General features: G+C 56.9%; 21 protein-coding genes. 14 read left to right on the top strand and 7 right to left on the bottom strand.

The features are described 5' to 3' along the window. From ASB66_RS00720 to ASB66_RS00730, 3 genes are all read left to right on the top strand, one after another. Window positions 1–1,467: a M81 family metallopeptidase gene (locus ASB66_RS00720; RefSeq protein ID WP_060716051.1), complete on the top strand. Its 1,467-nt coding sequence runs from the start codon at window positions 1–3 to the stop codon at window positions 1,465–1,467. A 110-nt stretch (window positions 1,468–1,577) separates the two neighbouring features. Continuing rightward, window positions 1,578–2,786, top strand: a complete 1,209-nt coding sequence (locus ASB66_RS00725; protein WP_060716050.1) for an MFS transporter — start codon at window positions 1,578–1,580, stop codon at window positions 2,784–2,786. A 24-nt stretch (window positions 2,787–2,810) separates the two neighbouring features. After that, window positions 2,811–3,566, top strand: coding sequence for a copper homeostasis protein CutC (locus ASB66_RS00730; protein WP_060716173.1), 756 nt, complete (start codon window positions 2,811–2,813; stop codon window positions 3,564–3,566). Between the two features lie 4 nt (window positions 3,567–3,570). Here the strand turns inward: ASB66_RS00730 and ASB66_RS00735 are convergent, their stop codons facing one another. Further along, window positions 3,571–3,963 (bottom strand): acyl-CoA thioesterase, encoded by a 393-nt coding sequence (locus ASB66_RS00735; RefSeq protein WP_060716049.1) that lies wholly within the window; start codon window positions 3,961–3,963, stop codon window positions 3,571–3,573. A gap of 158 nt (window positions 3,964–4,121) precedes the next feature. Further along, a complete protein-coding gene (locus ASB66_RS00740) occupies window positions 4,122–4,781 on the bottom strand; it encodes a TetR/AcrR family transcriptional regulator (protein ID WP_060716048.1) in 660 nt (219 codons plus the stop codon). A gap of 229 nt (window positions 4,782–5,010) precedes the next feature. On the opposite strand from ASB66_RS00740, the gene ASB66_RS00745 reads away from it, so the two are divergent. Continuing rightward, a complete protein-coding gene (locus ASB66_RS00745) occupies window positions 5,011–7,482 on the top strand; it encodes a beta-glucosidase (RefSeq protein WP_060716047.1) in 2,472 nt (823 codons plus the stop codon). 8 nt (window positions 7,483–7,490) lie between these two features. Here the strand turns inward: ASB66_RS00745 and ASB66_RS00750 are convergent, their stop codons facing one another. Both ASB66_RS00750 and ASB66_RS00755 read right to left on the bottom strand, forming a co-directional pair. Beyond that, window positions 7,491–8,813 (bottom strand): sensor histidine kinase, encoded by a 1,323-nt coding sequence (locus ASB66_RS00750; protein ID WP_060716046.1) that lies wholly within the window; start codon window positions 8,811–8,813, stop codon window positions 7,491–7,493. Further along, entirely contained in the window at window positions 8,810–9,472 is a 663-nt protein-coding gene (locus ASB66_RS00755; RefSeq protein WP_114386151.1) for a response regulator transcription factor, read from the bottom strand. Before ASB66_RS00755 ends, ASB66_RS00750 begins: the two co-directional genes overlap by 4 nt. A gap of 143 nt (window positions 9,473–9,615) precedes the next feature. Here ASB66_RS00755 and ASB66_RS00760 point away from each other — a divergent pair, with 143 nt between their 5' ends. Further along, on the top strand, window positions 9,616–10,695 hold the full coding sequence (locus tag ASB66_RS00760; RefSeq protein ID WP_060718543.1) for an IS630-like element IS870 family transposase: 1,080 nt from the start codon (window positions 9,616–9,618) through the stop codon (window positions 10,693–10,695). A 184-nt stretch (window positions 10,696–10,879) separates the two neighbouring features. Continuing rightward, window positions 10,880–11,140, top strand: a complete 261-nt coding sequence (locus ASB66_RS00765; protein ID WP_060716314.1) for a PepSY domain-containing protein — start codon at window positions 10,880–10,882, stop codon at window positions 11,138–11,140. Window positions 11,141–11,393: 253 nt separating this feature from the next. On the opposite strand, the gene ASB66_RS00770 is transcribed toward ASB66_RS00765, so the two are convergent. The 3 genes from ASB66_RS00770 to ASB66_RS00780 all read right to left on the bottom strand — a co-directional run bounded on the left by ASB66_RS00770 (window position 11,394) and on the right by ASB66_RS00780 (window position 15,700). Continuing rightward, window positions 11,394–12,116: a DUF1003 domain-containing protein gene (locus tag ASB66_RS00770; protein ID WP_060716313.1), complete on the bottom strand. Its 723-nt coding sequence runs from the start codon at window positions 12,114–12,116 to the stop codon at window positions 11,394–11,396. A gap of 141 nt (window positions 12,117–12,257) precedes the next feature. Next, complete coding sequence (gene rhaI, locus ASB66_RS00775; RefSeq protein WP_060716312.1) at window positions 12,258–13,550, bottom strand: L-rhamnose catabolism isomerase; 1,293 nt, start codon at window positions 13,548–13,550, stop codon at window positions 12,258–12,260. Between the two features lie 38 nt (window positions 13,551–13,588). Beyond that, window positions 13,589–15,700 (bottom strand): bifunctional rhamnulose-1-phosphate aldolase/short-chain dehydrogenase, encoded by a 2,112-nt coding sequence (locus ASB66_RS00780; protein WP_060716311.1) that lies wholly within the window; start codon window positions 15,698–15,700, stop codon window positions 13,589–13,591. Between the two features lie 201 nt (window positions 15,701–15,901). Between ASB66_RS00780 and ASB66_RS00785 the strand changes: the two genes are divergently transcribed. The 8 genes from ASB66_RS00785 (at window position 15,902) to ASB66_RS00820 (ending at window position 24,121) form a co-directional block, all read left to right on the top strand. Beyond that, window positions 15,902–16,714: a DeoR/GlpR family DNA-binding transcription regulator gene (locus tag ASB66_RS00785; RefSeq protein ID WP_012654477.1), complete on the top strand. Its 813-nt coding sequence runs from the start codon at window positions 15,902–15,904 to the stop codon at window positions 16,712–16,714. 54 nt (window positions 16,715–16,768) lie between these two features. After that, window positions 16,769–17,764, top strand: coding sequence for a rhamnose ABC transporter substrate-binding protein (gene rhaS / locus ASB66_RS00790; RefSeq protein WP_060716310.1), 996 nt, complete (start codon window positions 16,769–16,771; stop codon window positions 17,762–17,764). 106 nt (window positions 17,765–17,870) lie between these two features. Continuing rightward, window positions 17,871–19,406, top strand: a complete 1,536-nt coding sequence (locus ASB66_RS00795; RefSeq protein ID WP_060716309.1) for a sugar ABC transporter ATP-binding protein — start codon at window positions 17,871–17,873, stop codon at window positions 19,404–19,406. A gap of 9 nt (window positions 19,407–19,415) precedes the next feature. Next, on the top strand, window positions 19,416–20,417 hold the full coding sequence (locus tag ASB66_RS00800; protein ID WP_060716308.1) for an ABC transporter permease: 1,002 nt from the start codon (window positions 19,416–19,418) through the stop codon (window positions 20,415–20,417). Between the two features lie 2 nt (window positions 20,418–20,419). Next, window positions 20,420–21,427 carry an ABC transporter permease gene (locus ASB66_RS00805; protein ID WP_060716307.1) on the top strand — a complete coding sequence of 336 codons (1,008 nt, stop codon included), beginning with the start codon at window positions 20,420–20,422 and terminating at the stop codon, window positions 21,425–21,427. Window positions 21,428–21,429: 2 nt separating this feature from the next. Beyond that, window positions 21,430–21,753, top strand: a complete 324-nt coding sequence (gene rhaM / locus ASB66_RS00810) for an L-rhamnose mutarotase (RefSeq protein WP_060716306.1) — start codon at window positions 21,430–21,432, stop codon at window positions 21,751–21,753. After that, window positions 21,750–23,156, top strand: coding sequence for an FGGY-family carbohydrate kinase (locus ASB66_RS00815; RefSeq protein WP_060716305.1), 1,407 nt, complete (start codon window positions 21,750–21,752; stop codon window positions 23,154–23,156). Before rhaM ends, ASB66_RS00815 begins: the two co-directional genes overlap by 4 nt. Before the next feature lie 308 nt (window positions 23,157–23,464). Further along, window positions 23,465–24,121: a fumarylacetoacetate hydrolase family protein gene (locus ASB66_RS00820; RefSeq protein WP_411910100.1), complete on the top strand. Its 657-nt coding sequence runs from the start codon at window positions 23,465–23,467 to the stop codon at window positions 24,119–24,121. The last annotated feature ends 274 nt before the right edge of the window (window positions 24,122–24,395 follow it).

Raw genomic sequence — 24,395 nt, forward strand, 5'->3', positions numbered from 1 at the left:
ATGGAACTTCGAATTGCCGTTGGTGGCATTCATACGGAATGCAGCACGTCATCGCCGGTGCTGATGCAGATCGAGGATTTTCGCGTGTTGCGCGGTGACGATCTCTTAGGTGCCGATTATTTCAGCTTTCTTGGCGCGGATGGGGTGAAGCCTTTGCCCTTGCTGCATGCCCGCGCCGTTCCAGGCGGCCCGGTTTCGCGCCAGACCTATGACAGTTTCAAGACCGAATTCCTGGAGCGGTTACAGGCCGCTCTGCCGCTGGACGGGCTCTATCTCGCCATGCATGGCGCCATGAATGTCGAGGGCATGGACGATGCCGAGGGTGATTGGATCGCTTCTGCCCGTGCCGTGGTTGGCCCGGATTGCCCGGTGGCGGCAAGCTATGATCTGCATGGCAATGTCACCCAGAAAATCATCGATCAGCTGGATATTTTCGCCGGTTATCGGACCGCGCCGCATATCGATGTGCGCGAAACCATGGTGCGGGCCTGGGACATGTTGGTAAAGGCGCTGCGGACCGGCGAGAAACCGGGCGTCGCCTGGGCACCTGTGCCGGTTCTTCTTCCCGGAGAACGCACCTCTACCGAAGACGAACCAGCCAAAAGCCTTTACCTGCAATTGCCGCAGCATGATCAGCGACCGGGGATATGGGATGCCAATTTGATGGTTGGTTATGTCTGGGCCGACGAGCCGCGCGCCACGGCTTGTGCCGTGGTCACAGGCGTGGATCGAGGCGAGGCGCAAAAGGTGGCTGAAGAGATTGCCCAGTCTTACTGGGAGGCGCGCCAAGCCTTCCGGTTCGGCCCGGTGACGGGTTCTCTGAATGATATGCTCGACATTGCTGAAACGACCCGGACCCGGCCAATTATTCTGGCCGATTCCGGCGACAACCCCACCGGCGGTGGGGTCGGTGACCGTGCCGATGTCTTGGCGGCATTGATTGCCCGTGATTTCGAGGGGGCTGTGATTGGCGGGATTACCGACAAGCCTGGCGTCGATGCCTGTTTTTCCGCAGGCGAGGGTGCAAAACTGGCGTTGAAGATCGGTGGATCACTCGATCCGGCAAGCCCGTCGGTTGAGGTGGAATGTGAGGTGTTTCGGCTGGACGATCCGGGTGTGGCAAGTGAGCGTCAAGCTATCGTCAAAATCGGCGGTATTACCGTTATTCTCGCCAGTAAGCGCAGGCCCTACCACAATCTCGCCGATTTCACTCGCCATGGCATTGATCCGAAAGCGGTGCGGTTGCTGGTGGTAAAGTCGGGCTATCTTTCTCCCGAGCTTCAGCCAATTTCCAATCCCAACCTGATGGCGCTGACCGATGGGGTCATCAACCAGGATATCGAAGCCTTGCCGAGCAAGCGCCGCAAACAACCGACCTATCCCTTCGTCAAGGATTTCGACTTCCAGCCTCAAGCGATGACCTCGGCGCGGTGGACGGACAGAGAGAGTGTGTCCAGTTCAGATTGAACCCGTCAAATACCCAGGCAAACCGAAAACAAGAGATAAGCGATCTCATTCCTCAAAGATGCCGCCGGTAAAATCCAGCGGCATCTTGTTTTTAAAAAGATAGCGCGTCCATGCCGCCAGTTCTCTCCATCATCGCCGGTAATCCGGGTATTCGGATTAGCGCGATTGCGATTTTCTTCTTCGGCCTGTCCGGCGCGACCACGGCTCCCTATATGTCGATCATCGGCATACACGAGTTGGGATTGAGCAATGCGCATTACTCGCTGCTGATTTTCATTGCCTCCTGCGTCAATGTCGCCGCCAGCGTTGCCGTGGGGATATTGGCGGACAGGCTTGGACATTTCCGTATGCCGATGGTGATTGTCAGCTTGTTTGGTGTGATCGGCTATGGAGTGGTGTTTCTCGAGCCGAACCAGCTCATCTTCGTTGGCTCTGCGCTCCTTTTGCTGCCAGTTTATAACGCCTTGAATTCGCTGATATTTGCCAATGTGCGAGCCGCATCCAGGGATATGCCGGTACGTGAACTGATTGCCGTCAATTCCGGCGTGCGGGCTGTTATCTCTGCCTCCTGGGTCTTGGTGCCGGGTCTGGTGGGCTTCTTTCTGGCTGGTCAGAAAAGCATGTTGCCTGCCTTTCTGTTTGCCAGCCTTGGTGGACTCGCCTGCTTCGTGCTGTTTCTGGTCTGGTTGCCGAAGGCGGAGGCACGGGCCGAACCCTCCGCAAGTCTGGCGTTTTTTTCATCCTTGTCGAAAATCGCTTCGCCAGGATTATTGTTGCGGCTTGGCGCCATCGCTCTGATCACGGCCATGCTGCAAATGAACGGCGTCGTGCTACCCCTTGTGATGACCGGGCCAGCGCATGGCACGACCGGCGATGTCGGTATTATCGTCGGTATCGTCGCCTTTCTGGAAATCGTCTTCATTCTGTTTTGGGGCTGGGTGGAGCGCAAAACCTCCAGTGTGGCGACGCTTGTTGCCGGTTCGCTGATCTATTGCGTCTACCTGCTAGGCCTCGGCCTCGCCTCGCGGCCAGAACATGTCTATCTGCTCTCCGGCATTGCCGGTTTCGGGGCGGCGGCGATTATCAGCGTGCCGATTACCTATTTGCAAAACCTGATTGCCGATCGCGCCGGGCTTGGCAGTTCGCTCATTGCGGTGAATATTTTCCTGAGTGGCGGATTGAACTCCCTGCTTTTTGCATTCGGCACCGGCATCAGCAATTATTCCGGCACGGCAATGCTCGGGGCATTGGCCGGATTCTGCGGTATTTTGCTGTTGCTGATGCTGGAAAAGCCACGGTCCTTCAGGGGGGCCCAATGACGGGAAGACAGAGAAGAGACCATGATGGCGGGAAGTGAACCAGAAAAGAACGATGGCGGTTTGCTTGAAGTCTGCGTCGATTCCGTTGCGGGGCTGGAGGCGGCGATTGCCGGTGGTGCCGACCGGATCGAGCTTTGCGCTGCCCTTGACTGCGGGGGGCTGACGCCGACATCAGGTCTGATGCAGCGCGCTGCTCAGGCACCCATCCCGGTTTTTGCGATGATCCGGCCACGGGCGGGCAGTTTCGTGTTTTCACCGGATGAGGTCACCGTCATGGTGGCAGATATCCAGGCCGCACAGCAGGCAGGTCTGGCGGGTGTCGTTCTCGGAGCGTCTCGGTCTGACGGATGTCTGGACGTTGAGGTGCTTGGTCATCTCACGGCGGTTGCGTCTGGCCTCGCCATGACATTGCACCGTGCTTTCGATCTTGTGCCGGATTTTGAGGTAGCGCTGGAGCAGGCGATTGCGCTCGGGTTCGGAAGAATCCTCACGTCCGGTGGCGAGCAATCCGTCGTTACCGGTTTCGATCGTCTGAAATCGCTTTCAAAGAGGGCAGATGGTCGGATCACCATCATGCCCGGTGGCGGGTTGCGACCAGAGCGTATAGCGCCGTTCTGGCAGGCTGGCCTGCGGGAGTTTCACGCCTCTTGCAGCGTACCGATAGAGGCTGATCCCGTTCTGATCGATTTTGGTTTTGCCACGGTGGGGCAGGCGCGGACTGATAGCGATGTGGTGCGCAGACTTGCCGCGGCCATCGAGACCTGCCGCACTCTGCCCTGATGGATTATACGGCCTCCGATTCAACCCGGCGGGGCGCGCCTTTTTCGTCTAGCGCCACCATGATGAAATGGGCGTCGGTGACCTTTTGGCGCTCCTGCGTAAACTGCCTGCGGACCCAGCATTCGACATAGAGTGTCATGGAGGTGCGACCGACGTGGCTGATGGATGTGTAGATGCACACGGTATCACCGACCTTGACCGGGCGTTTGAAGCTGACTTCCTTGACCGCTGCCGTGACCGTGCGGCCTTTCGCACGCTCGGAAGAGCGGATGCCAGCGGCTGCGTCCATCTGTGCCAGAACCCAGCCACCGAAAATATCTCCGGCGGGATTGGTGTCGGCTGGCATGGCGAGTGTGCGTAATGTCAATTCGCCCTGAGGCTCGTCAATCTCAGTCATTGTCTTCCAACTTTCGCCTTGAGGAGGGGGACCCTGCGGTGCCGCCGCAATCCTCCATCTAATCGAAATGAGAAATAGGCTCTCAGCGCGGAAAGGTCGAGAGCGCAGGCATGCGCCAGCGACACTGCGGCTTTGCCGAAAAGCTTTACCTTGTGATTTTACGGCTTTTCAGCGACCTCAATGGATGCGATCAGCCGCTCAACATAAGCGGAAAACAGGACGCCCATATCGGTACTGTCGGGCAGCCGCAGCCAGAGCATTTGCAATCCATCCATCAGGCCGATAATTTCCGTTGCGATCCCTTGGGGATCGATGTCGGATTTGATTTCGTGATTCAGAATGCCTTCTGCAAAGATACTGGCCAGTTTGTGGCGCAGTTGCAGGCTACGTTTGTGAAACCATGCCTGGGCCGGGTGCCCTGCAAGCAAGCTTTCGGCGTTAAGGATCGAAAATGCCCGCACAACCCCTTCCGATTGCATGTTTTGGTTGGTGACCTCAACCAATAAGCCGAGGAAATCGCGCCAATGGGGAGTTTTCTTGTTTAAGTCCGGCGCTGTCTCTTTGTCTCGCCGTTCCAGGATCGCCAGGAGAAGGTCAACCTTGGTCGGAAAATAATGCAGAAGACCAGGAAGAGACAGGCCGACATCCTCAGCAATGTCTGCAATTGCAGCATTTTGAAAGCCATCCTTGGCAAAACGGTTGAGGGCAGCCTGCAGGATTTCTTCTCGCCGCGCGGCCCCTTTCACCGAATTCCGGCGGCGGCCTGCGACCGTATCGACGGGAGGTAGGCCTGCATCGGATATGTCCTGTCTTGCCATTTATCTCACTTTCAGGTTGCATCGTATGCCATCCTTAGAGCTTGTCTTGGGAAAAGTGGAACCCAATTTTCTGAAAAGACAAACGAAAACGTAAGAGGCCAAGGGTGATGGCTCAATCCGAACCTTATCGCCTTTAGAACTCAATCGAAAACCGGGTGAAGGCAGACAGGATCTCTTGCGATAAATAATAATACCGAGTAGTTGGTAGGTAAATAGGGAGGAGTATCACATGATCGACAGTCTGCTTGATGAGATGACCCTTGAGGAACAGGTTTCCGTGGTGTCGGGTGCGGATTTCTGGACCACTGTGCCGGTGGAGCGGCTTGGTATTCCAAAGATCAAGGTGACTGACGGTCCCAATGGTGCGCGCGGCGGCGGGTCCCTGGTTGGCGGCGTCAAGGCGACTTGCTATCCCGTTGCGATTGCGCTCGGGGCGACCTGGAACCCAGCGCTTATCGAAGCCATGGGTGTTTCCCTGGCGGGACAGGTGAAGAGCAAGGGCGCGAGCGTCCTTCTTGCGCCAACCGTCAATATCCATCGGTCCGGGTTGAACGGGCGCAATTTCGAATGCTATTCCGAAGATCCGATGCTGACGGCGGCTTTGGCTGTCGCTTATATCAAGGGTGTTCAGAGCCAGGGTGTCGCAGCGACGATCAAGCATTTCGCGGGCAATGAATCCGAGATCGAACGGCAGACCATGTCTTCGGATATCGATGAACGCGCCTTGCGCGAAATCTATCTCCTGCCCTTTGAACAGGCGGTGAAAAAGGCTGGCGTCATGGCTGTGATGTCCTCCTATAACCGACTGAACGGTACCTATACAAGTGAACATGCCTGGCTGTTGACGGATGTGTTGCGCGAGCAATGGGGCTTCAACGGCATTGTCATGTCCGACTGGTTTGGCTCGCATTCCACATCCGAAACCGTCAATGCCGGGCTTGATCTGGAAATGCCTGGCCCAACCCGTGACCGTGGCGAAAAGCTGGTGCAGGCGGTTCGAGACGGTGCTGTCAAACCGGAAACGGTGCGCGAAGCGGCGGGGCGCATTCTCACTCTATTGGAGCGTGTAGGGGCGTTTTCGTCCGCGCCTGACCTGTCCGAACATGCCGAGGATCTGCTGGCTGACCGGGCGTTAATCCGCAAAATTGGTGCAGAAGGCGCGGTTCTTCTGAAGAATGACAACATCCTGCCGCTGGAAAAGGCATCCCTGAAGCGTATAGCGGTTATCGGGCCGAATGCGGCTGTTGCCCGGGTGATGGGCGGCGGCAGCGCCCAGATCAATGCACATTATACAATCAGCCCGCTGGAGGGCATTCGCGCGGCTTTGCAAGGCACTGCTGATGTGCGGCACAGTGTGGCCTGCGGCAATAGCCGGTTGGTCAAGCTGTTTTCGCAGCCGGTCACTGTTGAGTATTTCAAGGGCGTCAACTGTAAGGGTACTCCTGTTGCAACGGAAGCGGTGCAGACAGGGGAGTTTTTCTGGTTCGAGCTGCCATCGCCGGATCTGTCTCTGACGGATTTCTCGGTGCGGTTCACCGGCACCTTCACGCCGCAGGAGGATGGTCCACATTTGCTTGGCATGACCAATTCGGGTCTTGCCAAGCTGTATGTCGATGGGGAACTGGTGATCGACGGTTATACCGATTGGAAGCGCGGCGAGAATTTCTTCGGCACTGCCAATGATGAAATTCGGCACTCGGTGGAGATGAAGGCTGGCCGTAGCTACGCAATCAAAGTTGAATACCTGTCGCCACCGCCAGAGGAATACGGCATCCATATTACCGCGATTCGCTTCGGTATCGAAAGAATTCTCAGTGAAGACGCTATGGTGGAAGCAGTCGAATGCGCAAGAGGCGCGGATGTGGCGCTACTCTTTGTCGGGCGCGAGGGGCAATGGGATACGGAAGGTCTCGATCTACCCGATATGCGTCTGCCGGGTCGCCAGGAGGAATTGATCGAGCGCGTCAGTGCGGTCAATCCGAATTGCGTTGTTGTGCTGCAAACTGGTGGGCCGGTTAAAATGCCTTGGTTGGAAAAGGTCAAGGCGGTGCTTCAGGTCTGGTATCCCGGCCAGGAGCTTGGCAATGCTGTGGCCGATATGCTGTTTGGCGATCAGGAACCGGGCGGGCGTCTCCCGCAGACGTTTCCAAAGCGGTTGTCGGATAATTCCGCCATCACAAATGACCCGTCGATCTATCCCGGCAAAGATGGCCATGTGCGTTATGAGGAAGGTGTCTTTGTCGGTTACCGTCATCACGACAGCCGTAACATCGAGCCGCTTTTTCCCTTCGGGTTCGGGCTTGGTTATACTAGTTTTGAGTGGGATGAGCCAAAGGCCTCCGCGTCCGAAATGACCGCATCCGGCATTAAAGTTACCGTCAGGATCTCCAATACCGGAAAACGGGCGGGGTCCGAAGTGGTGCAACTTTATGTCCACGCACCTGTCTCTGGCGTTGAACGCCCATTGAAGGAGTTGCGGGCCTTCGCCAAGATTGCCTTGAGGGCGGGTGAAAGCGGCGAAGTGAGCCTTGAAATCAGCCCGCGCGACCTGAGTTATTACGATGTCGACGCAGCGGCATTCCGGGCGCCTGTGGGTCAGTATCGGCTGCTGATTGGTGCCCATGCCCAGGATATTCGCAGCACCATTACCATAGCTAATCCGCAGGAATGGCTTGGTGCTGTTGGCGATAGGACGATCTGATCGGTGGCTTAAATCCTTATCCGGGCTTCAAATCCATCCTTTCGCCCGCTGGCGGGCGTAAGGATGTCGAAACGGGCATTCATCTGCTCTGCCAAACGCTCGATAATCGACAAGCCAAGGCCTGACCCGGGCGTAGTGGCATTGGCGCGTTGGAAGCGTTTTCGGATGGCCACCAATTGTTCGGGGGGCAAGATTGGAGAGCCATTGATGACACTGATCGTGTCATCTTCGCCAAGCATCACCTCAACCGGCACGCCCTGTGTTCCATGTCGCACAGCATTCTCGATCATGTTACGGATGACGATGGCAAAGGCATCTTCGCTGACGGCGCGTGGCAGGGTTGCGGTTGGCGGGTGGCGATAAACAATTGCATTTCCCGTGGCGCGCTGGAAATCCTCCACGACAAGATCGAGCACGGGTACAAGATCGACAGGCTGCCCGGTTGAGCCAATACCCGCTTCTGCTCGAGACAATTGCAACAGTTTTTCCGCGAGGCTGGCAAGCTTTTGCAGCGAAGTTTCCACCTGACTCGCTCTGGCGCGGGCTTCCGGCTCCTGCAACTGGGCCAGCATTAATTGCGTTTGCGCCAGGGCGCCGGCAATGGGGGTGCGCAATTCGTGGGCACTATTGGCGGTAAATTCGCGCTCGGCATCCAAAGCGGCCCGCAATCGGGTGAGCAGAAGATTGACGGAACGTCCTATGGGCTGCAATTCCTTGGGCAGTGGGCTCAGATCAATTTCCGCTAGGTTTCCGTGGTCCTTTTCGCTGATTTCCTGCCGAAATTGTTCGACCGGACGCAGCGAACGGCGGATGATCAGCCAGGCGGCTAAAACGCTGAGCGGGACCAGCGCAATCACCGGCAGCAACATGGCAAGACCCGCCGCAAGAGCCGAGATATGTCGGTGTTTCATCGAGTCGGCCACCTGAACGATGATCGTGTCGCTGACGGCTGTGGTCGTATAGATCCGGTATGTGTCGTTTTGCCAGAAACCGGGCGTCAGCGGCGCGGGCAGCGGGGCTGCGGCCTCGGTATGGGAATGCATCAGCACCCGTCCACTTGCGTCTCTCACCTGATAGATCAGATATCCATCGGAATGAGGATCGACGGTGCTGAGGATTTGCAAGGGGCTCTTCAGCGGATCGCGCTGCATGATGTCATCGACGACCAATGGCAAAAGCCTGTCGCCGGTTTCCTGCAGGGCGCTGTCGAAAATCTCGCCGAACTCGGCCTGCATGACGATGGCGCCACAGGTTGCTGCTACCAGCCAAAGCACGGTAATCGCGCCGGAAAGCCATAGGAGAAGTTTGCGGGTCATGCTCGGCTTGGTCATGCCGCCCCCGCAATGCTATAGCCAACGCCGCGGACGGTTAGCAAGCGATCCTTACCGATCTTCTTGCGCAACCGGCTGACATAGACTTCCACCGTATTGCTTTCGATTTCCGATCCGAACGCATAGAGGGCTTCCTCAATGCGGGATTTGGAGACCACGGCACCGGGCCGTGCCAAAAGCGCATCAAGCACCGCCCATTCCCGGCTGGAAAGACTAATGGCTTCGGCACCATCGGCAATACGCCGCTCGGCAGGATTGATTTCCAATGTGCCGATGCGAATGATTGGATTTGGTTTTGCTGCGTAACGGCGCGCGACCGCCAATATGCGTGCCGTCAACTCATCGAGATTGAATGGCTTGACCAGATAATCGTCAGCGCCAGAGTTGAGGCCCTCAATCCGATCCGAGATCTGGTCATGAGCGGTGAGGATGATGATCGGGGTCACGTCGCCGTGTTCACGCAACCGTTTCAGGAAGTCGATGCCGTTGCCGTCAGGCAAACGCAGGTCAAGCAGGATCAGGCCATAGGCAACGGTTCTGGTACAGGCCTCGGCGTCCTGTAGCCCCTTCATCCAGTCCACGGCATGCCCGGCCGCCCCGACATGATCGCGAATGGCCTGACCCAGAACAGCGTCATCCTCTACCAGCAATACCCGCATGCATATCTCCGATCAGAACGGCAAGGCGCAAGACGCCCGAAATACAAAGCTTTTGACGTTCTTTATGACACCTAGTGGTTTGATCGAGACAAAAGAGTCCGATTTTGGATTCCAATTTCTGCATGAATATGCGACGGTCCTGCATGCGCACAGGTGTCACATTTGAGGTTTCCGCTGCCGACCGGGTTCGGCTGAACGCAATCGTTTCGGCAGGCAGCTCGCCGCAAAAGCATGTGTGGCGGGCGAAGATCATCTTGATGACCGACGAGGGGCTGGGAACGGTCGCGATCATGGAGGCGACGGCTAAGTCGAAGACCTGCGTCTGGCGATGGCAGGAGCGCTTCATGACGGAAGGCGTAGACGGCCTTTTGCGCGACAAGAGCCGGCCGCCCGGCACTGCGCCGCTTGAGGTTGACCTTGTCGACCGGGTTGTTGCTCTGACGCAGGAGCCGCCCACGCAGGAAGCCACTCACTGGACGGTTCGCGCGATGGCAAAGGCTGTGGGGATTGCGGCGTCCTCAGTCGTCAAGATCTGGCATGAGCATGGTCTCGCACCCCATCGGTGGCGCAGCTTTAAACTATCGAACGACAAGGCTTTCGCCGAGAAGCTTCACGATGTGGTCGGTCTCTACGTCTCGCCGCCTGCCCATGCGATTGTGCTTTCCGTCGATGAGAAAAGTCAGATCCAGGCGCTGGATAGGACGCAGCCGGGTCTTCCCATGAAGAAAGGGCGCGCCGGCACAATGACCCATGATTACAAGCGCCACGGCACCACCACACTTTTCGCTGCCCTGAATGTTCTCGACGGCTCCGTCATCGGCCGCAACATGCAGCGCCACCGGCATCAGGAGTTTATCCGCTTTCTCAACACGATTGAGGCTCAGTTGCCGAAGGATAAGGCGGTTCACGTCATCCTGGACAACTACGCCACACACAAACAGCCCAAAGTCCGGGCCTGGTTGGCACGGCATCCACGCTGGACCTTCCACTTCGTTCCGACATCATGTTCCTGGTTGAACGCCGTCGAGGGGTTCTTCGCAAAGCTCACCCGTCGACGGCTGAAGAACGGTGTCTTTCATTCGGTCGTTGATCTTCAGGCAGCCATCAACCGCTTTATCAAAGAGCACAACGAAGAGCCGAAGCCGTTCATCTGGAAAGCAGACCCTGACGACATCATCGCAGCCGTCAAGCGTGGGCACCAAGTGTTGGAATCAAACCACTAGCTTAAGCGGGTCGAAATTTCAGAAAAATCTTGAAAGGCCGCACACGGCGGATCTTTCAGCTTGGTGTCAGCGCAACTGCGGATAAAGGGCAGTCGCGTCGATAAACGGTGTTTCTACGTTCGTTGTCTGGGTGCGGCGACCGTTCCCCGAAGCAGTTGATGGGTTGGTAGACAGAAGGGTCGATATGAAGATTGTGCTGATTGCCTTGTCTATCACTCTGGTGCTGGCAGGCCCGATTCTGGCCGGGGAAAAATGTGCGGTGCCGCTGAAAGAATGGCAACCCCGAGAGAATTTGCAGAGAAAGCTTGAAGGAGAGGGCTGGAATGTTCGCTCCATCAGGAGCGGCGACGGGTGCTATGAGGCCCACGCTGTCGATTCCAGCGGCAACGCCGTCGAAGCTTATTTCGATCCGAAAACGTTTAAGCCGATTGACCAGAAAGACTGAGCGCTTTGATACGATGATCTATCGCCCGATTCCATAGCGGAACAACAAAGTTGGGCAAAAAAAAGCGCCGCGTTTTGAGGCGCGGCGCTAAATCAATTCCCGAAGTCGAGGGGACTCCTTCGGGCGGCCACAGGTTGGGCGAATGGATCTCAGAATGGCAGAGGGGACGCCGGAGGAAGATCCATTCCCTGTGAGAAACAATGTAGAACCAGTTTCTTACCTTAATATTAAATAAATCTAATAAAATGGAGCCTCATATATCTTTTTTATAAATCCGTCCCTCGAGCAGGTCGATCTGTATCTGCTGCAACTCAGCCAGACGTGCCCATTGATGGGCCATCTGGTGGTCGATCTTTTCATGCAATTGGCGGATTTCCAGTTCGGCGCGCAGGTTGATCATGTAATCATTTTCTGCCCGCTGCCGATCCTTTTCTTCCTGGCGCTTCTGGCTCATCATAATGATCGGCGCCTGCATTGCCGCGACACAGGACAGTAGCAAATTCAGGAGGATATAGGGATAGGGATCGAAAGGCCGAAGAAATAGCCCGATAGAGTTGATTGCCATCCAGGTGACGAGGATGATGGAAAAGATGATGATGAATCGCCACGAACCGCCAAAAGAGGCGACGGCGTCCGAGGCGCGATCCCCAAACCGAAGCGGCCTTTCGTTCTCCGCCGCAGCGGTCTGAACCGTGGAAACATCGCGGCCAAGATCGGCGATCACGCGTCGGTCAAGGTCCGAAAGCTCGCCGCGTTCTTCCTGAAGCAGTTTTTCCACCCGCTGGCGACGCAGTGCAGACAAGTCGTCGTCACAGATCCGGGCATCGGCGGCCAAGGGGCCGCATTGCGCCTCGATCAATTCTATCAACGAAGATCGCATCGAGTTGACGGCATGCAAATGCCTTGCCGGAACGGTTTTATGGCAGAGGCAGCATTGATGCGACTGATGGCTGGATGCGGTAGAAATGTTGGACACGCAGGGCTCCGACAGAAAAGACCGGGCGCGACAAAATTGCCGCCCCGGCCCCTTGATGCATAGCTTCAAAATTCACGGGACGCAAAGAACCGTTGTGAGCCTGCAACTTTGACAATGCCGTTATGCGGTGCCTCTATGTCCTTATACGATGCCGCCAGAGCCGCCTTTGACCGCTGGCCGTTGCGCCGCGACTTTTGCGCGGTAGCCGGAGGCACGATAGGCCGCGACTGGGTCGATTGCGCCGCCAGCGTCAAGCCGGGCCTTTGCCATGATCGGCTCTACGTCGGTGCGATAGGCGCGTTTCAACGTTTCGGTGGCCATCAGCGCATCATTGTCGTTCTGATAGCCCTCCAGTGCGGCGCGGTCCACCAGCAAGGCCTGGGCATAGGCCCGGCGGATTTCGTTGGCGCTGGCAATCAGGCTTTCAATCGGATCGGTCACATTATGCGACTGGTCGATCATATGGGCCGGGTGGAAACCATCGACGCCGCGATACTGTGCATCGACAAGCTCGTTGAAGACCAGAAACAAGCGGTAAGGTTCGATCGAACCGGCGTCCAGATCGTCATCGCCATATTTCGAATCGTTGAAGTGGAAACCGCCCAATTTGCCGAACTGGATCAGCCGCGCCACGATCATTTCAATATTGGTATTGGGCGCGTGGTGGCCGAGATCGACCAGGCACTGCGCCTTTGGTCCGAGCGTCTGGGCAATCAGGTAGTTGGTCCCCCAGTCCTGAACGATGGTGGAATAGAAGGCCGGTTCATACATCTTGTGTTCGGAAAACAGCCGCCAATCATCCGGCAGCTTTTTGTAGATCTCGGCCATTGAGGCGAGGTAGCGCTCGAATGACTTGGTAAAGTTGCTCTGGCCGGGGAAGTTGGAACCGTCGCCGACCCAGACGGTCAGGGCTTTCGAGCCGAGTTGATCGCCAAGTTCGATACATTCGATATTGTGCTCGATGGCCTGTTGCCGGGTTGAGGCATCGACATGGCTGAGCGACCCGTACTTGTAGGAATGGGCCTGATCGGTGGCATCCGAGAACGTGTTGGAATTCATGGCGTCGAAGCCAAGGCCCAGGGTGGCGGCCTTGGCCGTCAGTTCTTTCGGATCGGCCTTGTCCCAGGGGATATGCAGCGAGACTTTCGGTGTGGCGCGAGTCAATTGTTGGATGACGCCGCAGTCGTCGAGCTTGTCGAAGATGTGGCGCGGTTCGCCCAGTCCGGGAAAGCGGGCAAAGCGTGTGCCGCCGGTGCCCACGCCCCAGGAGGGGACCGCAACGAAAAACTCGGAAACGGATTTGGTGATGGCGTCGATGTCGATATTGCTGCGCGCCAGTTTTTCGCCAAGCGCGCTATAGTCTGACGTCAGCGCGCTCGCCCGCTTGTCATTGTCTGCGGCAACGGCGTCCGCAGTGATGTTCATATCTGTCATGCTTTCCTCCCGAAGATGCATTCTCTTTTACCAGAGGTTTAGCGCGTAAAGCTCTGGGCGTTGCCCGCATCGACATTGATGATATTGCCGGTCGATTTTGCCGACGCATCCGAAGCCAGGAAGTAGATGGCTTCGGCAATATCTTCAGGAAACACGTTCAGCTTCAGCATCGAGCGCTTGCGATAATGTTCCTCAAGATCGTCCACCTCGATCTTGGAGGATGCCGCGCGCTGTTCTCGCCATTCACCGTTCCAGATTTTTGAGCCGCGCAGCACGGCATCCGGGTTGACGGTGTTGACGCGGATTCCGGCATCGGCGCCTTCCAGCGCCAGGCACCGGGCAAGATGAATTTCTGCTGCCTTGGCCGTGCAATAGGCCGAGGCATTGGGCGATGAGGCAAGACCATTTTTCGAGGCGACAAATACCACATTTCCGCCCAATGCCTGCCGGCGGAAAAGCCGGAAGGCTTCCCGCGACACCAGGAAGTAACCGGTGGCGAGAATGTCTATATTCTTGTTCCACATGGCAAGCGTGGTGTCTTCGACAGGGGCGGATGATGCAATACCGGCATTCGAGACCAGAATATCCACCCCGCCGAACTCGACACAGGCCTCCGCAAAGGCGCTGATCACGGCATCTTCGCGGGTGACATCCAGTTGAACCGAGCGTACGGCATCACCGCCATGGCGCTTGGTGAAATCACCTGTCGTGTCGGAAAGTGCTGCGGCGTCGATGTCAGCCAGAACGACGCAAGCACCTTCGGCAACCAGTCGCTCTGCCGTAGCCCTGCCAATGCCGCCCGCGCCGCCGGTGACGAAAGCGACCTTTCCGGCCAGGCTTTTCGGCTTGGGCATGCGTTGCAGCTTTGCTTCTTCCAGCAGCCAATATTCGATATCGAAGGCTTCCTGCTCCGGCAGGCCCTGATACTGCGAAACGGTCGATGCGCCACGCATGACATTGATGGCGTTGACGTAGAATTCACCGGCGATCCGCGCCGTTGCCTTGTCCTTGGCGAAAGACAGCATGCCAACGCCCGGAATGAGGAAGATTACCGGATTGGGATCACGGATTTTTGGGGAATTATCGTGTTTGCAGCTCTCGTAATATCTTTTGTAATCGGCACGATAGGCCTCAAGCGCCGCATTGAGACCGGCAAGTACTGCATCCACATCCGGCTGGCTTGGATCAAAATCAACGATCAGCGGCCGGATCTTGGTGCGCAGGAAATGGTCGGGGCAGGAGGTGCCCAGCGCGCCAAGTGGCTGGAGATGATTGGAGTTGACGAATTCCAGCACGGCATCCTGATCGTCGAAATGACCAAGCTTGCGCTCCGCCTTGCCGATCCGTCCGCGAATTTCCGGCATCAGCCTGGCGGCAATGGCGCGACGTTCGGCTGAAGGCAGGCTTTGCGTGGCGGCGCCGCCAAAAATCACCTTGCCTTCGGTTTCTCGTGCAAACCACTGGATGGCTTTGTTGATGATATCAAGCGTCAGCTCGTAGCAGGCCTTGGCGTCATTATCCCAGGTGAACAGGCCATGGCTTTCCAGCACGACGCCCTTGGCCTGCGGATTGGCCTTGACGAAGGCTTCCAGATCGAGCCCAAGCTGAAAGCCAGGACGGCGCCAGGGCAGCCAGCCGATCTCGTCGCCAAAGATCACCTTTGTCAGGTCTTTCGAGTTCTTCGACGCGGCAATGGCGATGATCGCATCCGGATGCATATGATCGACATTGGTGAACGGCACGAAACCATGCAGCGGCGTATCGATGGATGCCGCGCGCGGATTGAGGTTGAATGTGCAATGAGGAAGGAAACCGACCATGCGGTCTTCATCGTCAACGCCCTGGTAAATACCTTTCAGCGCCTCTAGCTTTTCCTGGTAGAGCGTTGCGAAACCGTCGAGTTTGATGGTGCCGACATCGCCGCCGGACCCTTTGACCCACAAAACCTTGACCGTCTGGCCGGTGAGCGGATCTGTTTCCATGACCTTGGCCGAGGTGTTGCCGCCGCCATAATTGGTAATGCGCTTGTCGGCGCCAAGCAGGTTGGACCGGTAGAGCAGCTTGCCTGCCTCATCCAGCGTTTCGGCGTAGACATCATCCCAGCGATTGTCGAGAAGGCGGGGTTGGCCCGCTGCGGTTTGGCCCGTCATGGAAGTCCTCCCAAAATGTGATTTTAAGGCCCGCCATATCGGCGAACGCTCCATCCTGTTATGGGTATCGCGCAAATTTATCGCTCGTGTCAATCATAAACGATCATAAATGTTCATTGTGCATCGCAATATAATCTATTTTGATCGTTTGTGATTGACATCTTCAATCTGTTAAGCCTAAAACACGCCAAGGAGGACCCCATGCACGAACGCGAACGCCATCGCATTATACTCAGCGCCATCCAGGAAAAACCTGTGGTGACGGTGCAGGATATTGCCGAATTGACGGATGCGTCCGAAGCAACCATCCGGCGCGACATCGCATCCCTGCATGTGCAGGGGAAGTTACGTCGGGTCCGGGGTGGGGCAGAAGCAGTACATCCTCCACAGCAGGGCAATCTGGCTGCCCGACCGTTCAGGGTGTCGGAATCGGTCAATATCGATAAGAAACGCGCAATTGCGCGCGCTGCTGTTGAGCTCTGCGAGGAAGGCGATTCGATCATCATCAATGGTGGAACCACCACCTTTCAGATGGTGCATTTCATGTCAGCGCGTCGCTTGCAGGTGATGACCAATTCCTTTGCAATCGCCGAGCATCTGGTCAAGCATTCGAAATGTACGATCAACGTGCCGGGTGGGGCGATCTACCGGGATCAAAGCCTGATCCTGTCGCCTTTCGAAAATGATGCGATCCGTAATTTCTATGCCCGCCGGATGTTCATCGGCGCGCAGGGCATTTCGGCGCTGGGCGTGATGGAGCCGGATGCGCTGGTGATCCAGAGTGAGCAACGGCTGATGCGCCAGGCCGACGAGCTGATCGTCATGGTCGATTCGACGAAATTCACGCGGCGTTCCAGCATGATTTTATGCGGGCTGGATGCGGTCTCAACCATCATCACCGATGACGGCGTGCCTGAAGAGGCAGCCCATATGGTCGAGGCGGCTGGAATAAAGCTTTTGACGGTCCGGGCTTCGACCTCGGCCGACAGGGAGGATGCCCCTTCGGTCGCTTGAGGAAGCGATACGCCGGTTGGGGCTAACGGGTTCAACATCTGGGAGGATAAAGACATGAAAATTTCAAGACGATTGTTCGGGGCGGCGGCAATTGCCTTCGTGACGACAGCGGGCATGGCGCATGCCGCCGATATGAAGATCGCCATCGTGGTGAAATCGCTCGGCAACGGTTTCTTCGAGGCGGCCAACAAGGGCGCGGAAGAGGCGGCCAAGGAACTGGGTGGCGTCAAGATCATCTATACCGGTCCGACCACGACGACTGCTGAAGGCCAGATCGAGGTGATCAATTCCCTGATCGCCCAGGGAGTCGATGCCATCGCCATTTCCGCCAATGACCCGGATGCCGTGGTTCCGGCCCTGAAGAAAGCCGCGCAGCGCGGCATCAAGGTGATTTCCTGGGATTCCGGCGTGGCGCCTGCTGGCCGTATCATGCATCTCAACCCGTCTTCGAACGAGTTGATCGGCAAGATGTGCCTGAAACTGGCCGCCGACCATCTGGCTGATGGCAAAGGCGATTTCGCCATTCTCTCGGCCACCACGACCTCGACCAACCAGAATATCTGGATTGCCGAGATGAAGAAGCAGTTGAAGGATTTCCCCGGCCTTAACCTCACCACCACAGTCTATGGTGATGACCTTGCGGATAAAAGCTACCGTGAAGCCAATGGCATTCTGACATCCCATCCGAATGTGAAGGTGATTGTTGCTCCGACCACGGTCGGCGTCTTGGCGGCCTCGCAGGCCGTGAAGGACGCTGGGAAGATCGGTCAGGTCTATGTGACCGGTCTTGGCCTGCCATCGGAAATGGCTGGCGCGATCAAGTCCGGTGCCACCAAGGAATTCGCGATCTGGAACCCCATCGATCTCGGCTATTCGGCCACCCAGATCGCCTATCATCTGGTGAAAGATGACGCGACCGGCAAGCCCGGCAGCGAGGTTCCGGCCGGACGAATGGGCAAGATCAAGATCGGCGACAATGGCGAAGCGGCGATGGCCGATCCCTTCGTCTATGATGCCAAGAACATCGATCAGTTCTCGAAAATCTTCTGATCCAGCCACTTTATACAGTGAGGTCTGAGGCAATCGAACCCGGCGGTATCTGCCGCCGGGAACCCTTATCCGTTCCTGGCCTCTCTGGCCTGATCTGGTGCAATCGATGATGAGTGTCCAAACCACAAAGCTTGATGCCGTACCGCTCGGTGATCGCGCCCCGATACTGGAGATGCGCGGCATTTCGCAGATCTTTCCGGGTGTGAAGGCGTTGGATGGCGTGAATATCGCCCTTTATCCCGGCGAGGTCACGGCATTGATCGGCGAAAATGGCGCCGGTAAATCGACGCTGGTCAAGATCCTGACGGGCATTTACCGGCCCAATGAGGGGGAGATCGTCATCGATGGTTCGCCGGTGACATTTGCCAATGCTCAAGCTGCCATCGATGCGGGCGTGACGGCCATTCATCAGGAAACCGTGCTGTTTGACGAACTGAGTGTGGCTGAAAACATCTTTCTCGGCCATGCGCCAAAAACCCGCTTCGGTTTAATCGACTGGAACGGCATCAACGCCAAAGCCAGAGCGCTGATGGATCGGCTGGAAAGCAAGATCGATCCAACCATCAAATTGAAGGATCTCTCGATTGCCCAGCGGCATCTGGTGGCGATTGCGCGGGCGCTTTCGGTTGAAGCGCGGATCGTTATCATGGACGAGCCGACGGCGGCCCTGTCGCGCAAGGAAATCGATGATCTGTTTCGCATCGTTGAAGGGCTGAAGCGGGATGGCAAAGCGATCCTGTTCATCAGTCACAAATTCGATGAAGTCTATGAAATCGCCGAGAATTACGCGGTGTTCCGCGATGGAAAAATGGTCGGTTCTGGTCAGTTGCAACAGACGCCGCAGGATGAGATCGTGCGGCTGATGGTTGGCCGGGATGTGCATGATGCTTTTCCAAAGATTGACGTTTCCATCGGCGCGGCGGTGCTTTCCATCTCAAACTATTGCCACGAAACCGAGTTTCGGGACATTTCATTTCAATTGCACAAAGGCGAGATCCTTGGGGTTTACGGGTTGATCGGTGCAGGTCGCTCCGAACTGTGCCAGTCGCTGTTTGGCATTACCCGCCCAACCTCAGGATCGGTGACGCTGGAGGGCAAGGTGGTCGATATCCGCTCGCCTGCGGATGCCATTGCCGCTGGCATCGTCTATGTGCCGGAAGAGCGCGGTCGCCATGGGTTGGCGCTGCAAATGCCGATTTACCAGAATATGTCCCTACCTTCTTTGGCGCGTGTTTCGGCGCGCGGTTTTCTCAATGCCATCAATGAGTTTTCCCTGGCGCGCCACTATGCCGAGCGGTTGGACCTGCGGGCGGCGGCTCTGTCCGTGCCGGTTGGTACGCTGTCGGGCGGCAACCAACAGAAAGTGGTGATTGGTAAATGGCTGGCGACCAAGCCGAAAGTCATCATTCTCGATGAGCCGACCAAGGGGATCGATATCGGTTCCAAGGCGGCGGTGCATGGCTTTATCTCCGAACTCGCGGCAGAGGGCCTGTCGATCATCATGATTTCCTCCGAACTGCCGGAGATCCTCGGCATGTCCGACCGGGTGATGGTGATGCGGGAGGGATTGCAGGCTGGAATTTTTGAGCGGGAGGCGCTGACACCGGAAGTTCTGGTGCGCGCGGCAACCGGCAATGCGTGAGGTGTGACAATGAAAAGCCTGCTGAAACACCGCGAGATCGCATTGGGTGTCATCACCCTGTTGCTGATTGCCGGGTTCTCCACCCGTGCAGACGGTTTTGCCTCGCCAGGCAATCTGGCGACGATCTTTAACGATACGTCGATCCTGATCATTCTGGCGCTGGCGCAGATGACTGTGATCCTTACCAAATCGATCGATCTATCGGTTGCCGCCAATCTCGCCTTTTCCGGCATGGCGGTGGCGATGTTGGATTCGAGTTTTCCGGGCCTGCCGCTGGTGCTGCTGATTGCAGCGGCGGTGCTGGTTGGGGCTGCACTCGGCGCGATTAATGGCTATCTCGTCTGGCTATTGCAGATCCCGCCCATCGTCGTGACGTTGGGTACGCTGACGATCTATCGCGGCATGGCTTTCGTGTTGTCTGGCGGGGCTTGGGTGAACGCCCATCAGATGACGCCGGATTTCCTCAACCTGCCGCGCATTGTCCTCATGGGGCTTCCGGTCCTGGCATGGATTGCAGTGATCGTGGTCATTGCCATGGCTGTTGTGCTGGGGCGCACCACATTTGGTCGCGCCACCTATGCCGCCGGTGGGAATGCGACGGCTGCGGTTTATGCTGGCATCGACATCGGTTGGACGCGATTTCTGGCCTTCGTTTTGTCAGGCGGACTTGCTGGCCTCTGCGGCTATCTCTGGGTGTCGCGCTACGCGGTTGCCTATGTGGATATTGCCAGCGGTTTTGAGTTGGACAGCGTGGCGGCTTGCGTTATCGGCGGCATTTCGATTGCCGGTGGCATTGGCTCGGTCGCTGGCACCGTGCTGGGGGCTTTGTTTTTGGGCGTTATCAAGAATGCATTGCCTGTGATCGGCATTTCGCCCTTCGCACAGATGGCAATATCCGGTGTGGTGATTGTTTTGGCCGTGGTGTTCAACGCCCGGGCCGAACGCAGAAAGGGCCGGATTATCCTGCGGGACAGGGCCGCGGGCAGCACGGTTCAGGAGGTTACGGCATGACAATGGCACCTGTTGAACAAACCCCGGTCAAACGCCGTATTCCCGACAAGCTCGGCACCCCGATACGCCGCCTGCTGGCCAGCTGGGAAGTATTGTTGTTGGGTGTCGCAGTCGTGATTTTCATCGCCAACGCGCTGGCTTCTCCCTATTTTCTGGATGCCTGGAACCTGTCGGACGCCACCTTCAATTTCACTGAAAAGGCGATGATCGCCTTTGCCATGGCGTTGCTGGTGATTGCCGGTGAGATCGATCTTTCGGTCGCTGCGATCATTGCTCTGGCCTCGACGGCCATGGGCGCGGCAGCTCAGTTGGGTGTGGGCACGCCGGGCTTGGTGATGATCGGTATCGGCGTTGGGCTTTTATGCGGGGTGTTCAACGGCGTGCTGGTCGCCGGGCTAAAACTGCCCTCCATCGTTGTCACCATTGGCACGATGAGCCTGTTTCGCGGCATTTCCTATATCGTGCTTGGCGATCAAGCCTATGGAAAATACCCGGAAAGCTTCGCCTATTTCGGCCAGGGCTATGTGGCCTGGGTGTTTTCCTTCGAATTCGTCCTCTTCTTTGTGCTGGCAGCGCTGTTTGCGGTGCTGCTGCATGCCACCAATTTTGGACGACAGGTCTATGTGATCGGCAATAATCCGCTGGCAGCCAGGTTTTCAGGCATTCCCGTTGATCGGGTCAAATTCATCCTGTTTTTGTTGACCGGATTGATGAGCGGCATTGCTGCCGTTTGCCTGACGTCCCGACTGGGTTCGACACGGCCATCCATTGCCCAAGGATGGGAATTGGAAGCCGTCACCATGGTTGTGCTGGGAGGTGTGTCGATTGTCGGTGGGGCTGGCACGATTGGCGGAGTGGTGATTGCCGCCTTCGTGATGGGTCTGGTGACATTCGGGCTCGGGCTGTTGAACGTGCCGGGTATCGTTATGTCGATTTTCATCGGTCTGTTGCTGATCATCACCATCGCCTTGCCGATTTTGGCGCGACGGATGCGGGATATGAGGACATGAGCATGGCAGAGACAGAAAAATATGCCTTCAAGATGCAGCTCCATCCAGGCATGGAGGCCGAATATAAAAAGAGGCATGATGCGATCTGGCCGGAACTGGCGGCTCTGTTGCATGAGGCTGGCGTCAGTGATTATTCCATCCACCTCGACCGGGAAACAAACACGCTCTTCGGCCTACTGACCCGGCGCAAAAGCCATGGCATGGCCGCGCTGCCGGAGCACCCGGTCATGCAGCGCTGGTGGGCGCATATGGGTGATATCATGGCCACCAATCCGGATGGATCGCCGGTCGCTGTCGATCTCGTGCCGGTATTTTACATGCCATGAGCAGAATATCCGAAACCGTCGTCGTCATCGATATTGGCAAGACCAATGCCAAGGTCGTCGTCTTGCAGGCGTCGACGGGCTTGGAACTTGGCTGTCGGCGTATGCCAAATACAGGTGTCGGGGAGGGGCCTTATCCGCATTTCGATACGGACAAGCTGTGGTCCTTCATCCTGGACGCCTTGAAAGCCTTCGCCGCAGGACCAGGATTCGATGCGATTTCGATCACCACCCATGGCGCAAGTGCTGCTTTGCTTGACGGCGATGGTGAGCTGGCAATGCCGGTGCTGGATTACGAATACCGCTATCCCGAAACGATCACTCTTGCCTATGATGCCTTGCGGCCGAGTTTTGATGAAACATTTTCACCGCGCCTGCCGGGCGGTCTCAATCTCGGTGCCCAGTTGCACTACCAGAAAACGGCCTTTCCCGCGCTTTTTTCCGGGGTTGCGACCATTGTCACCTATCCGCAATATTGGGCTTTCAGACTGACCGGCGTGGCGGCGAATGAGGCGACCTCGTTGGGATGTCATACGGATTTATGGCGGCCGCAGCAGGGTTGTTATTCAAGCCTGGTTGAGCGATTGGAGCTTGGTCCCAATCTCGCTCCCTTGCGTTCCGCTTTCGACGCTTTGGGGGATGTCACGCAATCTGTGGCCGAACAGATAGGGCTCTCACGCCCTATTCCCGTCTATTGCGGCATTCATGATAGCAATGCCTCGCTGCTGCCGCATCTCTTAAGACGTGAAAAACCTTTCACTGTCGTGTCTACTGGCACCTGGATCATCGGATTTGCCGTCGGCAGCACGGCCGCGCTTCTCGATCCGGTTCGTGATACCTTGGCCAATGTCGATGCGCATGGTCAGGCCGTACCCTCGTGCCGCTATATGGGCGGACGGGAATTCGAAATACTCGTCCAGGGATTGGATGTCCCGGATGAGGTTGAGATCGAGCGGGCGGCAGAGCAGGTGATCAGTGGTGATGTCATGCGGCTGCCAAGCGTGGTCGATGGTTCTGGTCCTTATCCGACCCGAAACGGTGGGTGGACGGTGGTGCCGGAAGGCGCGGCACAGCTTTATGCAGCGGCGAGCCTTTATACGGCGATAATGACGGCATCGTCGCTATCGTTGATCGGCTCAACCGGTCCTGTTCTCGTCGAAGGGCCGTTTGCCAAAAACCGGCTCTACCTCCGTGCTCTTGCTGCCTGTACCGGGCGTGAGGTTGTGGTGGCTGAAGGCGGAACGCCGACCGGGACGGCGGAAGGGGCCGCGCTGTTGACAGGCATGACAGTACCAATGCCGGGTGAGATCCATGTCGGCCCGGATCAGCTTGATTTGAAAACGTATTTTCACGACTTTCAGGATCGGTGCAGCATCATCTTTCCTGCCGCGTCCACGCCAACGTGAAGTGCGGGTGATTTTACGCGCTTGGTTTGTGTTTGCCGGCTTGTTAGACATGCGGTGATGGTGGCTTGTTTGGATGAGAACCAGCCGTATCGTTATTTCAGCATGCAGATCGGAGACATCCTCATGAAATTCGTCAGTTTTACCCGACTTGGCCGGGCCGGATTCGGCGCGGTGGCATCGTCGATCTTACCGGTCGTCTCAGCTATGATTGCCTGACCCTGAAACAGGCGATCCTGGACGATCTCCTGGAAATTGCCGCCGACTATGCCGGTGACCGTAAACCGGAGCTGGCATTTTCCGATGTTACCTTGCTGCCGGTCATTCCTGATCCCAGCAAGATCCTGTGCATCGGTGTCAATTATGTCGCTCATCGGGAAGAGACCAAGCGGCCTGAAGTTGGCCATCCAACCGTCTTCATTCGCTTTGCCGATAGCCAGATTGGCCATGGCCAGCCGATGATCAAGCCGAGCCAATCCGAGTGCCTCGATTTCGAAGCGGAGCTCGCTGTGGTGATCGGGCGCGGTGGACGCGATATCGCCGAGGAAGATGCCATGCAGCATATTGCCGGTTATTCCTGCTATCATGACGGTTCGGTGCGTGACTGGCAGCGCCATAGTTCACAATTTGCGCCGGGCAAGAATTTCCCGGCCACGGGCGCTTTCGGTCCGGCTCTGGTGACACCGGACGAGGTGGAGGATTATACGCAGCTTTCCATCACCGGGCGCCTGAACGGTCAGGTGGTTCAGCAGGCGACGCTGGCCGATCTGATCTTCCCCATTCCGGCGCTGATAGCCTATCTTTCTGCCTTCACACCGTTGTCGGCGGGCGATGTGATCGTCACCGGAACGCCTGGTGGCGTCGGTGAAAGACGCGACCCGCCCTTGTATATGAAGGCGGGCGATGTGTTTGAGGTTGATATTCCTGGCGTTGGCCTGCTCGCAAACCCTGTGATCGGCGCGCTTTAAGCCTATAGTCTTTTTCTAGGCGGGATTTACTTACGCCCGCCTAGAACGGTTCTTTGCGGGGACGCATTTGCCGTTAAGTCGTGCCGCGATTGAGCGCGCAGACTAGGTCTTCCGACCCGCAAAATGGAACGGATTTTTTTTCAATTTGTAAATCATCGTTAGAACGGAGCCGGGAGGCACGCTTTCCAGCCCGCGTTTCTGCGCTACATCATGTATTAAAGAAAGTTCGAATATTTGTAACTGCCCCTTAATTCCTATTGGTTAAGTTAGGTCA

The organism is Gillisella vitis, assembly GCF_001541345.2.
Classification (GTDB): Bacteria; Pseudomonadota; Alphaproteobacteria; order Rhizobiales; family Rhizobiaceae; genus Allorhizobium; species Allorhizobium vitis.